Genomic DNA, 14,958 nt, shown 5'->3' with positions numbered 1-14,958 from the left:
GGTGACTGAAACGGTGGACGTCCCCATTATCGCCTCCGACGTCCCGGTGTACGCGCACCCGGGCGACGCCGGCGCCGACCTCATGGCCGCCGAGGCGATCCGTCTCGAGCCGGGCCGACGGGCGATGGTGGGCACCGGAGTGCGCATCGCCCTCCCGGAGGGATACGTCGCGTTCGTCGTCCCGCGCAGCGGACTCGCCGCCAAGCACGGCATCACCGTCGTGAACGCCCCCGGAACGGTCGACGCCGGCTATCGCGGTGAGATCAAGGTCATCCTCTTGAACACCGATGCCGAGCAGGCCCACGACATCGCGGTCGGCGACCGCATCGCCCAGCTCATCGTGATGCCGGTGCCCCGCGCCCGGTTCGTCCCCGTCGAGGCTCTGCCCGAGAGCGCCCGAGGCGAGGGCGGCTTCGGCTCCACGGGCTTCTCGGGCGGGGGCGCTGCTGTCCCGCACACGAGCCTGGGCGAGTCCACGCGGGAAGCTCCCCGCGATCTTGACAAGAAGGACGGAGTCCTCGCATGACCGACCCCACTCCCGCAGCCGACTCCCCGCGCAAGGACGCGCCCGAGGACCGCGCCGTCGCCGGCCCGTTCGACGAGTCCGAGGCGAACCCGGTCCGCCCGTACATCGATCTCGGCGGGATCAAGATCCTCCCGCGGGAGGGCCTCAACCTGCGTCTCGAGGTCGAGGAGCAGACCAAGCGCATCGTCGCGGTCGGGCTCGACTACGCCGGTTCGACCCTGCAGGTGCAGCCGTTCGCCGCACCGCGGACCGTCGGGCTGTGGGCTGAGACGCGCGAGCAGATCCGCCAGCAGATCCGTCAGCAGGGCGGGCGCGTCGAGGAGCGCGAGGGCCCCCTCGGCCCGGAGCTCCTCGCTGAGGTGCCCGTGGCTGCGGGCCCCGACGGCACGTCGGGCAAGCGGCTCGCCCGGTTCGTCGGCGTGGACGGACCGCGCTGGTTCCTCCGCGGCGTGATCGGCGGTGCGGCGACGTCGGACGTCGAGGCCGCAGCCGCCGTCGAGGACCTCTTCCGCTCGATCGTCGTCGTGCGCGGCGGCTCGCCGATGCCGCCCCGCGACCTCATCCCGCTGCGCATGCCGGCCACCCCGGGCGCGGCGTGACCGACCAGCCCACGCCCTCCCCCGGCGACGAGCAGCGCAGCGCCGGTCTGACCCCGCCGCCGGCGGCTGAGGCATCCGCTTCCGACCTTCTCGGCGCCGCGCTCGGCGGTGCCGCCCGTCGTGCGGGGCTCGACCCCGCCGAGGGCACCTCGACCGGTCACGTCGTCTGGGCCGCGATGGGCGGGTGGCGGGGCGTCCTCGAATCCGTCCTGCCCGGCCTCGTCTTCATCGTCGTCTACACGCTCACCATCGACCCCGGCACGGGCGACGGCAACCTGTGGCTGTCGCTCGGACTGTCGGTCGGCATCGCGGCCGTCTTCACCGCGGCGCGGCTCATCGCGCGTCAGCCCGTGACGGCCGCGATCGGCGGACTGATCGCGGCGGGCGTCGCTGCGGCCTTCGCGGCGTTCACGGGCGAGGCATCCAACAACTTCATCCCCGGCTTCATCACGAACGCGCTCTATGGAAGCGCCTTCCTGATCTCGGCGCTCATCGGATGGTCGCTGATCGGCCTGGCCGCGGGATTCCTGATGGGGGAGGGCACCGCCTGGCGCGCCGACAAGCGCAAGCGCCGCGTGTACTTCTGGCTCGCGATCGCGTGGGCATCGCTCTTCGCCGCGCGCCTGCTCGTGCAGCTTCCGCTGTACTTCGCCGACAACGTCACCGCGCTCGGGACGCTGAAGCTCGTGATGGGGCTGCCGCTTTTCGCCCCGCTCGTCGCGGTCACGTGGCTCGCCGTCCGCGCACTGTATCCGCGTGGCGAGTCGAATGAGGTCACCGCCGCGGAGTGATACATTTATCTTGATATCAAGATAAATTGACCCCGCCGCGGATTAGGTCATCCTCACTAGCCGAGGGCTCCGGTGCGGGGGAAGATGGGGAGTGCCGGGCTCCGGCCCCGCTCCCGCCGCCGACGAAGGAGACAGACGTGTCCACGGTTGACAGCTTCGGTGCCAAGAGCACCCTGACGGTCGGCAGCACCGACTACGAGATCTTCCGCATCGACAAGGTCGCGGGCTACGAGAAGCTCCCGTTCAGTCTGAAGGTGCTGCTCGAGAACCTTCTTCGCACCGAAGACGGTGCGAACGTGACGAAGGCGCAGATCGAGGCACTCGGTTCGTGGGATGCCGCGGCTGAGCCCGACACCGAGATCCAGTTCACGCCCGCCCGCGTCGTGATGCAGGACTTCACCGGGGTGCCGTGCATCGTCGACCTCGCCACGATGCGCGAGGCGGTCACCGCGCTGGGCGGCGACCCCAACAAGATCAACCCGCTCTCACCCGCCGAGATGGTCATCGACCACTCCGTCATCGCCGACCTCTTCGGTCGCGAGGACGCCCTCGAGCGCAACGTCGAGATCGAGTACGAGCGCAACGGCGAGCGCTACCAGTTCCTCCGCTGGGGACAGACGGCGTTCGACGACTTCAAGGTCGTCCCGCCGGGCACCGGCATCGTGCACCAGGTGAACATCGAGCACCTGGCCAAGGTGATCTACGACCGCAACGTCAACGGCGTGCTGCGTGCGTACCCCGACACGTGCGTCGGCACCGACTCCCACACCACGATGGTCAACGGCCTCGGTGTGCTCGGCTGGGGTGTCGGCGGCATCGAGGCCGAGGCCGCGATGCTCGGCCAGCCGGTCTCGATGCTCATCCCGCGCGTGGTCGGCTTCAAGCTCACCGGCGAGATCCCCGCCGGCGTCACGGCGACCGACGTCGTGCTCACGATCACCGACATGCTCCGCAAGCACGGCGTCGTCGGCAAGTTCGTCGAGTTCTACGGCGAAGGCGTCGCGTCCGTGCCGCTCGCTAACCGCGCCACGATCGGCAACATGAGCCCGGAGTTCGGCTCCACGGCCGCGATGTTCCCCATCGACGACGTGACGATCGACTACCTCCGCCTGACGGGTCGCGACGAGGCTGCGGTTGCACTCGTCGAGGCGTACGCCAAGGAGCAGTCGCTCTGGCACGACCCGGCCCGCGAGCTCGTCTTCAGCGAGTACATGGAACTCGATCTCGGCACGGTGGTGCCCTCGATCGCCGGTCCGAAGCGCCCGCAGGACCGCATCCTGCTCTCCGAGGCGAAGTCGCAGTTCGAGGTCGACATCCTCAACTACGCCGACCCGACGGAGTCGAACGACATCGTCGACCTCGAGTCGAAGCACTCGTTCCCCGCCTCCGACCCCGGTGCGGTCCCGGGGGACGAGCACGAGGAGACGCGCGTCGTCCACATCTCCAGCGGCGGTCCGGCTGCGGCATCCAAGCCCGTCAAGGTCACCACGCCCGAGGGTACGTCGTACATCCTCGACAACGGAGCCGTCACCCTCGCCGCCATCACGTCGTGCACCAACACGTCCAACCCGTCGGTGATGCTCGCGGCTGGACTGCTCGCCAAGAAGGCACTCGACAAGGGCCTCAAGAGCAAGCCGTGGGTCAAGACCACGCTCGGTCCGGGCTCGAAGGTCGTCACCGACTACTACGAGAAGTCGGGGCTCGACAAGGCCCTCGAGGGTCTCGGGTTCTTCACCGTCGGCTACGGGTGCACGATCTGCATCGGCAACTCGGGCCCCCTCATCGAGGAGGTCTCCGCCGCGATCAACGAGAACGACCTCGCGGTCACCGCCGTCCTCTCGGGCAACCGCAACTTCGAGGGCCGCATCAGCCCCGATGTGAAGATGAACTACCTCGCTTCGCCGCCGCTGGTCGTCGCGTACGCCCTGGCCGGCTCGATGCACTTCGACTTCGAGTCCGACCCGCTCGGCAAGGACACCGACGGCAACGACGTGTTCCTCAAGGACATCTGGCCGACGCCCGAAGAGGTGCAGGCGACGATCGACTCGTCGATCTCGCGTGAGCAGTTCATCAAGCAGTACGCCACCGTCTTCGACGGCGACGAGCGCTGGAAGAGCCTGCCCACGCCCGACGCCGCGCAGTTCGAGTGGGACCAGGACTCCACCTACGTCCGGAAGGCGCCGTACTTCGACGGGATGACGATGGAGCTGACCCCGGTCGCCGACATCACCGGTGCCCGCGTGATGGCGGCCCTCGGCGACTCGGTCACGACCGACCACATCTCGCCGGCGGGCAACATCAAGGCCGGCACCCCGGCCGCGCAGTACCTGACCGAGCACGGAGTGGCGCAGAAGGACTTCAACTCCTTCGGCTCGCGCCGCGGCAACCACGAGGTCATGATCCGCGGCACGTTCGCCAACATCCGTCTGAAGAACGAGCTCGTCGCGGCGGTGAACGACGGCCAGATCGTCGAGGGCGGCTACACGCGCGACTTCACGCAGGAGGGCGGCCCGCAGTCGTTCATCTACGACGCGTGCATGAACTACCAGGCGCAGGGCACCCCGCTGGTGGTCTTCGGCGGCAAGGAGTACGGCTCGGGCTCGTCGCGCGACTGGGCTGCCAAGGGCACCAGCCTGCTGGGCGTCAAGGCGGTCATCACCGAGAGCTTCGAGCGCATCCACCGCTCGAACCTCATCGGCATGGGCGTCGTCCCGCTGCAGTTCCCTGCCGGCGAGAGCTGGAAGTCGCTGGGTCTCGACGGCACCGAGATCGTCTCGATCTCGGGGCTCGAGCAGCTGAACGAGGGCGTCACGCCCAAGACGGTGCGGGTCACCGCCGAGCCGAGCGAGTTCTCGCCCGAAGGCAAGCAGACCGTCGAGTTCGACGCGGTCGTGCGGATCGACACGCCCGGCGAGGCGGACTACTACCGCAACGGCGGCATCCTGCAGTACGTGCTGCGTTCGCTGGTCTGACAGCTGATTCACGGGGGACCGGATGCCGCGGCATCCGGTCCCCCGTCTGGTCGCAGGTAGACTTGCAGAGCCCTTCCGGGGCCGGAAAGGAGCCGGGATGTCGCTGCTGTCGTCCATTGGCGGACCCCGCGATCTCGACGCGCTGAGCACTACGGAGCTCGCGCAGCTCGCGGAGGAGGTCCGCGCGTTCCTCATCGAGAACGTCGCCCGCACCGGTGGCCACCTCGGTCCCAACCTCGGTGTCGTCGAGCTCACGATCGCCCTGCACCGGGTCTTCGACTCGCCCTCCGACCCGTTCATCTTCGACACGGGCCACCAGTCGTACGTGCACAAGCTGCTCACCGGCCGACAGGACTTCTCGAACCTGCGCTCGCGCGGCGGCCTCGCCGGCTACCCGCAGCGGTCCGAGAGCCCGCACGACGTCGTCGAGTCCTCGCACGCATCCAGTTCGCTGAGCTGGGCCGACGGTGTCTCGCGCGCCCTGACGCGCACCGGGCGCAAGGACCGCCACGTGGTCGCCGTCGTCGGCGACGGCTCGCTCACCGGCGGCATGACGTGGGAGGCGCTGAACAACATCTCCGACGACAACGACCGCAACCTCGTCATCGTCGTCAACGACAACGGACGGTCGTACGCGCCGACCATCGGCGGCATGGCCCGCTACCTCAACCGAGTGCGCACCGCCGAGACGTACCGCAACCTGCACCGCGGCTCCGACACCCTCTTCCGCAAGCTCGGTCCCGCTGCCCGCGCTGTGTATCGCGGCGTGCGCGGCGGCACCCACGGCTTCCTCTCGCGCTTCACGAACAACGCGGCACTGTACTCCAACCTCGACATCAAATACCTCGGACCGGTCGACGGCCATGACCTGCCGACGCTCATCGAGACGCTGGAGCTCGCCAAGTCGTACGGCGCGCCCGTCATCGTGCACGCGATCACCGAGAAGGGCCGCGGCTACCAGCCCGCCCTCGACGACCAGGCCGACGCGTTCCACGCGGTGGGCAAGATCGATCCGCTGACCGGCAAGACGGTCGGCAATTCGGGCGGCGCGCCGGCGTGGACCGACGTCTTCGCCGACGAACTGGTCTCGGTGGGGGAGAGGCGCGATGACATCATCGCGATGACGGCCGCCATGCTGCGCCCGACCGGCCTGCTGCCGTTCGCGCAGCGATTCCCCGATCGGGTGTACGACGTGGGCATCGCCGAGCAGCACGCGGTCGCCTCGGCCGCCGGGCTCGCGTTCGGCGGCCTGCACCCCGTGGTCGCGATCTACGCGACCTTCATGAACCGCGCGTTCGACCAGGTACTGATGGATGTCGCGCTCCACCGCGCGGGCGTCACATTCGTGCTCGACCGTGCCGGCGTCACCGGCCCGGACGGCCCGAGCCACCACGGCATCTGGGACCTCGCCATGCTGCAGCTCGTGCCGCACATCCGCATCGCGGTGCCGCGCGACGCCGAGCGCCTGCGCGAAGAGCTGCAGGAGGCTGTGGCCGTGCACGACGCGCCCACGGTGGTCCGTTTTCCGAAGGGCAGCGTCAGCCCTGAGCTGCCTGCCGTCGAACGCCTCGAAGACGGGGTCGACGTGCTGGTCCGCTCGGAGGCGCAGGACGTGCTCATCGTCGGCATCGGTCCGATGGCGCACATCGCCGTCGACGTCGCCGGACGCCTCCGCGACCAGGGCATCGGCGCGACGGTCGTCGATCCGCGATGGGTCGTGCCCGTCCAGCCGTCGATCGTGACGCTCGCGGCATCCCACCGTCTCGTCATCACGATCGAGGACGGCATCCGCGTCGGCGGCATCGGCACGCGTGTGCGTCAGGTGCTCCGCGAGGCGGGCGTCGACACCGCCGTCGACGAGCTCGGCGTGCCCGACGAGTTCATCGACCATGCCAGCCGCGAGCAGATCCTCGACGACGCCGGCCTCACGCCGGCGAAGATCGCGCACGACGTCGTCGCGCAGGTACTGGGCACCCGCATCCCCGTCGCGCGCGGCGCGCAGACGACCGAGATCCCGACGATCCCCGCGCTCGCGCGCGACCAGCAGCGGCGCTGACGCCTCGCCCCGGGCGGCGCGTCGGCTTCGGAGTCGGCGGGGTACCCGGCATCCGTCGTGAAAGCATGGACGGATGACCAGCGCCAACCTCAGCAGGGCGGAGACCGCAGCACGGTCCGCCGCCGTCTCCGTCCTCACCGCCCGCGTCGAGCTCGATGTGACGACAGCGCCGGACGTGGATGAGACCGGGTTCGCGACGGTGAGCACACTGGAGATCGAGACGGATGCCGCAGCCGCCGGCTCCGCGGAGTCCCACGTCGAGACGTGGATCGACTTCATCGGCGAGGCCGTCGAGGCTGTGGAGGTGGACGGCGTCGCGCGGCCCGTGGAATGGGACGGCGCGCGCGTCCGGATCACCGGACTGCGCGGGCGGCACATCGTGCGCGTCGCCGCGCGGGCGGCGTACAGCCGGTCCGGCGAGGGCATGCACCGCTTCGTCGATCCGGTCGACGGCCAGACGTACCTCTACACGCACTACGAACCCGCCGACGCGCGCCGGGTGATGGCGTGCTTCGAGCAGCCCGACATGAAGGCCCGCTACACATTCGTCGTCACCGCCCCGGCGGGCTGGTCGGTGCTGTCGAACCAGGCGGTCGCGGAGCGCACGACCGAGGGCGGCGCGCAGCGCGTGGAGTTCGCCGAGACGCTGCCGATCTCGAGCTACATCACCGCGGTGGCGGCAGGCCCGTATCACCGTGTCGAGGCGGAGTGGCGGCGAGGCGACCAGGTGGTGCCGCTGGGCGTCTCCTGCCGGGCGTCGCTCGCCGAGCACCTCGATGCCGACGAGATCCTCGAGATCACCGGGCAGGGCCTCGACTTCTTCGCCGACGCCTTCCGCTACCCCTACCCGTGGGGCAAGTACGACCAGATCTTCGTGCCCGAGTACAACATCGGCGCGATGGAGAACCCGGGCCTGGTGACCTTCACCGAGGCATACGTGTTCCGCGGCGCGGCGACGGTCGCCCAGCGCGAAGGCCGCGCGAACACGATCCTCCACGAGATGGCGCACATGTGGTTCGGCGACCTCGTGACGATGCGCTGGTGGGACGACCTGTGGCTCAAGGAGTCGTTCGCCGACTACATGGGCGCGCACGCCACGGCGGCCGTCACACGGTTCCCGGATGCGTGGGTGACCTTCGCTGCGCGGCGGAAGGCGTGGGCGTACCTCCAGGACCAGCTCCCGACGACGCACCCGATCGTCGCGGATATCGCCGACCTCGAGGCCGCCAAGCTGAACTTCGACGGCATCACCTACGCCAAGGGGGCGTCGGTGCTCAAGCAGCTGGTGGCGTTCGTCGGTGAGGAGGAGTTCTTCGAAGGCGCCCGGCAGTACTTCGCCGCGCACGCGTTCGGCAACACCACCCTCGACGACCTGCTCCGCCACCTTGCGGCCGCCTCCGGCCGGGATCTCCACGCATGGTCCCGCGCGTGGCTGGAGACCACAGGCATGTCGACCATCCAGGTCGAGCGCGACGCAGAGGGCGCCGTGCTCGTCCAGTCCGACCTGCGCCCGCACCGGCTGCGGGTGGGGCTGTTCGATCTGCGTGACGAACGGTTGGTGCGCACCCGCACCATCGACGCCGACATCGCGCGCGAGCGCACTCCGCTCGGGGAGATCGGCGCAGCCGACCTCGTGCTGCCCAACGACGGCGACCTCACGTACGCCAAGGTGCGGCTCGACGCGGCGTCGCTGGACGCCGTCGAGGCGGCGCTCTCGACGATCGACGACGCGCTGGCCCGCGCGCTCGTCTGGTCCGCGCTGTGGAACGCCACGCGCGATGGTGAGCTTCCCGCCGCGCGCTACCTCGACATCGTCCGAGCGCATGCCGGGGCTGAGACGAACTCCGCGCTGCGCACCGACGTGCTCGCCAACGCCTCCGCCGCGATCGGGCACTACGTCGCCGTGGATCGCCGGACGCAGGAGCGGTCCGCTTGGCTCGACAGGGCATGGCAGCAGCTGACGGCGGCCGACGCGGGCAGTGACGCACAGCTGGCGTGGGCTCGCTCAGTCGGATCGGCGGCGCTGTACGACGATGGCAGGGCCGAGGAGCTGCGCGGGATGCTCGCCGGCACGGTGGCGGCGCCCGACGGACTGGAACTCGACCCCGAACTGCGGTGGGCATGGCTCACGGCGCTGGCGACGACGGGCCACGCGACGGTCGCCGAGGCCGACGCGGAGCTGCGCCGCGACCCGACCGCGAAGGGCCGGACCGCGCATCTGACGGTGCTCGCGGCACGGCCCGACGCAGACGTCCGCGCCGCCGCGTGGCACTCCGCGTGGGAGGACACGACGCTCACCAACGATCATCTCAGTGCAACCATCGCGGGTGTTCGCGCCGGCGGCCGGCGCGACCTCATCGCGGCGTTCGACGAGGACTACTTCGCGCGGATCCGCGGTGTGTGGAGCGCACGAAGCATCGAGATCGCCGCGCGCCTGGTGCGCGGGCTGTTCCCGGAGAGCGAGTCGCTCGACCTGGTCGACGCCTGGCTTGCGCGGAACGAGGACGCACCGGCAGCTCTGCGGCGCATCGTGACCGAGCAGCGCGACCACCTGGCGCGCGATCTGCGCGTCCGCGCGGCTCAGCCCTCGTAACGTCCGGCGGCATGGCGGATCGCGTGCGCCACGTCCGAGGATTCTCCGACCCCGTGGAGCGGGGTGACCTGCCGGAGAACGGCGACGGCGCGCCCATCGATACGGTGGGTCCGGGCGGCTGAGCCACCCCCGCCCAGACGCACGAGCGGCCCCGGACCGAAGTCCGGGGCCGCTCGTGGCAGAAGGCGTCAGTTCGAGCCGATGCCCGTGATGACCGGGTGGTGGAACGTGTCGCCGAAGGCGCGCTCCGATGCCCCCTCGCGGTCGAGGTACGGCGAGGCGCCGCCGTCGATGAACGGCCAGCCCGCACCGAAGATGAGGCAGAGGTCGATGTCTTCGACCTCGGGCACCACTCCCTCGTCGAGCATGATCTTGATCTCCTGCGCGAGTCCGTCCTGCACGCGACGGAGGATCTCATCGGCCTTGGCCGGCGTCGACCCCACCGCGGGCTTGAGCACCTTCTCGGCGGCCTTGGTCCAGCCGGTGACGCGTCCGCCCTTGTCCTTCTCGACGACCTCGGGAAGCTCCGCGAGCGCGTGGAAGTTCTCGTTCGCGTAGAACCGATCGGGGAACGCGCGCACCATGGTGTCCTGCACGTGTGCGGCGACCTTCCAGCCGACCAGGTCGATCAGCTGGAACGGTCCCATCGGCAGGCCGAGCGGCGCGAACGCCTTCTCGACCTCCGCCACGGGCGTGCCCTCATAGACGGCGCGCGCTGCCTCGCCCATGACCTTGGCGAGAAGCCGGTTCACGACGAAGCCGGGCGCATCGGCGGTGAGCACGGCGTTCTTGCCGAGGCTCTTCGCGACGACGAAAGCCGTCGAGAGCGCGGCATCCGATGTCTGGGGCGTCTTCACGATCTCGATCAGCGGCATGACGGCAACCGGATTGAAGAAGTGGAACCCGACGAGGCGCTCGGGGTGGGCGAGCTTGGCGCCGATCTCCTCCACCGACAGCGACGAGGTGTTGGTCGCGAGGATGGCATCCTCGGCGATGATCTGCTCGATCTCGCCGAACACCTGCTGCTTGACGCCGACCTCTTCGAAGACGGCCTCGATGACGAAGTCGCAGTCCGCGTAGAGGCTCTTGTCTGTCGTGCCGGTGACGAGTCCGCGCAGCCTGTTGGCCGCGTCGCCGTCGAGACGGCCCTTGGCCTCGAGCTTGCCGATCTCTTCGTGGATGTAGGCGATGCCCTTGTCGACGCGCGCCTGGTCGAGGTCGGTGATCAGCACGGGCACCTGCAGCTTGCGCACGAACAGCAGCGCGAACTGGCTGGCCATGAGACCTGCGCCGATGATGCCGACCTTCGTGACCTTCTTGGCGAGCGCCTTGTCGGGGGCGCCGACCGGACGCTTCGCGCGCTTCTGCACGAGGTCGAACGCGTACATGGACGCCGCGAACTGGTCGCCGGTGACGAGCTCGGCGAGCGCCTCGTCCTCCCGCGCGAAGCCGTCGGCCTTGGTGCCGCTCTTCGCCTTGTCGAGCAGGTCGAGCGCGACGTACGGCGACTTCGGCATCGTGCCGATCTTCGCCTCGAGCATGCCGCGCGCCATCTTGATGGCGATGGGCCATTTGGTGAGGCGCTCGATCTTGCCCGGCTCGTTCTTGCGCTCGACCTTGATCTTGCCGGTGAGCACGCGGTCGGCCCACACGAGCGAGTCCTCGAGGTAGTTCGCCGCCGGGAAGATCGCGTCGACGATCCCGTAGTCGAACGCCTGCTGGGGCTTCAGCATGCGGTTCTGCTTGAGCGGGTTCGAGATCACGACCTCGAGAGCGTTCTCGATGCCGATGAGGTTCGGCAGCAGATACGCCCCGCCCCAGCCGGGGATGATGCCGAGGAACACCTCGGGCAGCGCGATCGCAGCGGCCGAGGCATCCACCGTCCGATAGGTGGAGTTCAAGGCGATCTCGAGTCCGCCGCCGAGCGCGAGCCCGTTCACGAAGGCGAACGACGGCACACCGAGCGTGCCGAGCTTGCCGAACACATGGTGGCCGAGCTGCGCGATCAGGCGGGCGTTGTCCTTCGAGCCGACACGCGAGATGTCGGACAGGTCAGCACCGGCGGCGAGGATGTACTGCTTGCCGGTCACCGCGACGGCCTGGATCTCGCCGGCGGCGGCACGGGTGGAGAGTGCGTCGAGCGTCTCACCGAGCTGCGTGAGCGTGGTCGGTCCAAGCGTGTTCGGGCGGGTGTGGTCGCGGCCGTTGTCGAGCGTGATGAGCGCGAGCACCTTGCCGGAGGGGAGGCGGATGTCGCGCACGCGGGAGTGCGTCACCACCTCGCCGTCGGCGAGGGCGTTCAGCGGCGAGAAGTCGATCTCGTCGTAGTTCGTCATTGCGGCGGGCTCCTACTTCTTCTTCTTGCCGTCGTAGTGCGGGTTCTCCCAGATGACCGAGCCGCCCTGTCCGAGGCCGACGCACATCGCGGTGAGGCCGTAGCGGACGTCGGGGCGCTCGGCGAAGTGGGCTGCGAGCTGGATCATGAGACGCACGCCCGAGGCGGCGAGCGGGTGACCGAACGCGATCGCGCCGCCCCACGGGTTCACGCGCGGGTCGTCGTCGGCGATGCCGAAGTGGTCGAGCAGCGAGATCACCTGGATGGCGAACGCCTCGTTCAGCTCGAACAGGCCGATGTCGTCGATCGTCAGGCCGGCCTTCTTGAGCGCCTTCTCGGTCGAGGGGATCGGGCCGATGCCCATGATCTCGGGCTGCACACCCGCGAACGCGTACGACACGAGTCGCATCTTCGGGGCGAGTCCGAGCTCCTTCACGGCGCCGCCGCCGGCGAGCAGCGACATCGTCGCGCCGTCGGTGAGGGGCGACGAGGTGCCGGCGGTCACGCGACCGTGCGGACGGAACGGCGTCTTGAGGCCCGCCAGGTCTTCCATCGTCGTCTGCGGACGACGGCCCTCGTCTTCGGTCGCCAGGCCCCACGAGCCCGCGGCGTCCTTGATCGCGACGGGCACGAGGTCGGGCTGGATCTTGCCGGCGTCGTACGCAGCCTGCACCTTGTGCTGGCTGAGCATGCCGAACCGGTCCGAGCGCTCCTTGGTCAGGTGCGGGAAGCGGTCGAAGATGCGCTCGGCGGTGACGCCCATGTTGAGCGCACCCGGGTCGACCATCTTCTCGGCGACGAAGCGCGGGTTCGGGTCGGCGTTCGCGCCGATCGGGTGGTGACCCATGTGCTCGACCCCGCCCGCGAGGGCGACGTCGTACATGCCCATCCCGATCGAGCCCGCCATTGTGGTGACGCTCGTCATCGCGCCCGCGCACATGCGGTCGATCGCGAAGCCGGGGACCGACTGGGGGAGGCCGGCGAGGATCGCCACGCTCCGGCCGAGGGTGAGCCCCTGGTCTCCGGTCTGACTGGTCGCGGCGATGGCGACGTCGTCGATGCGCTCCTTCGGAACGTTCGGGTTGCGCTCCATGAGCCCGATCGTCGCCTTCACGGCGAGGTCGTCCGCTCGGGTGTTCCAGTACATGCCTTTCTCGCCGGCGCGCCCGAAGGGGGTGCGCATTCCATCGACGAAGAAGACGTCCGAGATCTCGGCCACTCTGCCTCCAAAAATAGGGATGCCGCCAGCCTAGGATCGCGACGGAGGGCAGAAAAAACGGGTGGCGGAAACCTACGAAGCCGTTTCCGCCGCTTTCGTCGGCTCTTGCACGGAACCCACAAAGGCATCGACGATTACCTGTGCAGTCTGCGCAATCTGCCATTCGCGCGCGCCGAGCGATGACAGAGCCTCGCCGAGGGATGCCGCGGTCAGCGGCTCGGGCGGAGCCCACGCGACACGGCGCAGCAACTCAGGGGTCAGCAGATTCTCGGTCGGCATGCGCAGCGTTTCGGCCAGCTGCTCCACGGCGGGGCGTGCGGCTTTCAGCCGGGCGTCCGCCTCGGGGTTGCGATCAGGCCAGGCCCGGGGCGGGGGAAGCGAGTCGCCGCCCGTCGCCCGCTCGAGCGGAAGGTCCTTCGAGGCGCGTCCGTCTTCGATCGCCGCCCACCACCGGTCGAGCTGCGAGCGGCTGGCCCGGCCGGTGAACTCTTTCACGCCGGCGAGTTCCTGCTTCGACTTCGGGTCGGCGAGGACCGCGGCGACGAGCGCGCGGTCCGGCACGAGCCGACCCGGCGCGACGTCCTCGTTGCGGGCATAATCCTCGCGCGCGGTCCACAGCGAACGGGCGACTGCGAGCGCCTTCCGGCCTCGGACGGTGTGCAGGCCGCTCAGTCGACGCCAGGGTTCGTCGCGCGGAGGCTTGGGCTCACGCTCGAGCACCGCCCGGAACTCCTCGTCGGCGAACGAGGTCTTGCCCTGCTCCTCGAGCTCGCCCACCAGAACGTCGCGCACGTCGACGAGGTGCTCGACGTCGAGCGCGGCGTACTCGAGCCAGGACTGGGGGAGCGGCCGGGTGGACCAGTCCGAGGCGGAATGCGCCTTGGCCAGCGTGATGCCCAGCGTGTCTTCGACGACCGCGCCGAGGCCCACCCGGTCGTGGCCGAGGAGCCGGGCGGCGAGTTCCGTGTCGAACATCGATGCAGGCTCGAGTCCGAGCTCGCGCAGCGAGGGCAGATCTTGGCTCGCCGCGTGCAGCACCCATTCGGTGTCGCCGATCGCGGCCTGGAGCGAACTGAAGTCGCCGATGGGCGGGGGGTCGAAGAGGAACACGCCTGCTCCGCGGCGGAAGACCTGGATCAGGTAGGCCCGCTGGGAATAGCGGAAACCGGATGCGCGCTCCACGTCGACGGCGACGGGTCCGTGGCCCTCGCCGAGGCGCCGCGACGCGTCGATCAGGTCGTCGAGCCGATCGATGACGAGGTACTCAGTCACGCGTCGCCTTACGAGAACCCAGCATTGCAATCCCTTCCGAGCCCGGCGGAAGACCCGCGAGCATGCACACCAGCTCTGCCCATGCTTCCACGTGCGGAGCGATCCCGCCCTCCGGAGACCACGAGGCGCGCAGCTCGATCTGCGCGCCGTCGCCCTCGTGCTCCAGCGAGCCGAAGCCTTTGGAGAGGGTCTTGGTCGCGGTGCCCGAGGCCGAGTGGAATCCGGCGCGCCGCGATCGGAGGGCGTCGGTCAGCCATGACCAGGCGACGTCGGCGAGCAGCGGGTCGACGCCGATGTCGGGCTCGAGGGGCGCTTGTGCGAAGCAGACGATGCGCCAGGAGCCGTTCCACTGCGGGTGCTCCTCCGGGTTGTGGAGCAGGATGAAGCGGCCGGTGCCGTAGGCGGAATCGACGCCCTCCTGCTCGGGGCGCACGTCACCGGCCAGAGCGAGCGCGAACGGCGCGAGTCCCGACGGCGCGGGTATCTCGCGGACGGCGATGTCGGCGCGGAAGTCGATCGCCCGAACCTGGTCGGCCACCTGCTCGAACGGCGTCGCAGCCGCGGGGGGACGATGCTCAGCCACGCGGACAGACTA

The 14,958-nt window shown here is 69.6% G+C and carries 10 protein-coding genes; 6 read left to right on the top strand and 4 right to left on the bottom strand.

What is annotated here, in order from left to right:
• Window position 1 precedes the first annotated feature (1 nt).
• The 6 genes from dut (at window position 2) to pepN (ending at window position 9,537) form a co-directional block, all read left to right on the top strand.
• On the top strand, window positions 2-526 hold the full coding sequence (gene dut, locus ACFC1W_RS10595; protein ID WP_375992067.1) for a dUTP diphosphatase: 525 nt from the start codon (window positions 2-4) through the stop codon (window positions 524-526).
• The gene (locus tag ACFC1W_RS10590; protein WP_241110693.1) at window positions 523-1,125 is read left to right on the top strand and encodes a DUF3710 domain-containing protein; all 603 of its coding nucleotides are present in this window, start codon (window positions 523-525) and stop codon (window positions 1,123-1,125) included. Before dut ends, ACFC1W_RS10590 begins: the two co-directional genes overlap by 4 nt.
• Window positions 1,122-1,916 carry a DUF3159 domain-containing protein gene (locus ACFC1W_RS10585; protein WP_375992064.1) on the top strand — a complete coding sequence of 265 codons (795 nt, stop codon included), beginning with the start codon at window positions 1,122-1,124 and terminating at the stop codon, window positions 1,914-1,916. Before ACFC1W_RS10590 ends, ACFC1W_RS10585 begins: the two co-directional genes overlap by 4 nt.
• A 137-nt stretch (window positions 1,917-2,053) precedes the next feature.
• Window positions 2,054-4,888, top strand: coding sequence for an aconitate hydratase AcnA (gene acnA / locus ACFC1W_RS10580; RefSeq protein ID WP_375992061.1), 2,835 nt, complete (start codon window positions 2,054-2,056; stop codon window positions 4,886-4,888).
• A gap of 97 nt (window positions 4,889-4,985) precedes the next feature.
• Complete coding sequence (dxs, locus tag ACFC1W_RS10575) at window positions 4,986-6,944, top strand: 1-deoxy-D-xylulose-5-phosphate synthase (RefSeq protein ID WP_375992058.1); 1,959 nt, start codon at window positions 4,986-4,988, stop codon at window positions 6,942-6,944.
• 73 nt (window positions 6,945-7,017) lie between these two features.
• Window positions 7,018-9,537, top strand: coding sequence for an aminopeptidase N (pepN, locus tag ACFC1W_RS10570; RefSeq protein ID WP_375992056.1), 2,520 nt, complete (start codon window positions 7,018-7,020; stop codon window positions 9,535-9,537).
• A gap of 188 nt (window positions 9,538-9,725) precedes the next feature.
• Here pepN and ACFC1W_RS10565 read toward each other — a convergent pair whose 3' ends face one another.
• The 4 genes from ACFC1W_RS10565 to ACFC1W_RS10550 form a co-directional block, all read right to left on the bottom strand.
• Entirely contained in the window at window positions 9,726-11,873 is a 2,148-nt protein-coding gene (locus ACFC1W_RS10565; protein ID WP_375992053.1) for a 3-hydroxyacyl-CoA dehydrogenase NAD-binding domain-containing protein, read from the bottom strand.
• Window positions 11,874-11,885: 12 nt separating this feature from the next.
• Window positions 11,886-13,091: a thiolase family protein gene (locus ACFC1W_RS10560; protein WP_375992051.1), complete on the bottom strand. Its 1,206-nt coding sequence runs from the start codon at window positions 13,089-13,091 to the stop codon at window positions 11,886-11,888.
• Between the two features lie 72 nt (window positions 13,092-13,163).
• On the bottom strand, window positions 13,164-14,363 hold the full coding sequence (locus ACFC1W_RS10555; RefSeq protein ID WP_375992049.1) for a ribonuclease D: 1,200 nt from the start codon (window positions 14,361-14,363) through the stop codon (window positions 13,164-13,166).
• On the bottom strand, window positions 14,356-14,946 hold the full coding sequence (locus tag ACFC1W_RS10550) for a DUF3000 domain-containing protein (protein ID WP_375992046.1): 591 nt from the start codon (window positions 14,944-14,946) through the stop codon (window positions 14,356-14,358). The genes ACFC1W_RS10555 and ACFC1W_RS10550 overlap by 8 nt, the downstream gene beginning before the upstream one ends.
• Between the last annotated feature and the right edge of the window lie 12 nt (window positions 14,947-14,958).

Source organism: Microbacterium sp. NPDC056003, assembly GCF_042274785.1.
Classification (GTDB): domain Bacteria; phylum Actinomycetota; class Actinomycetes; order Actinomycetales; family Microbacteriaceae; genus Microbacterium.
This window is presented reverse-complemented; position numbering and strand designations above follow the sequence as displayed.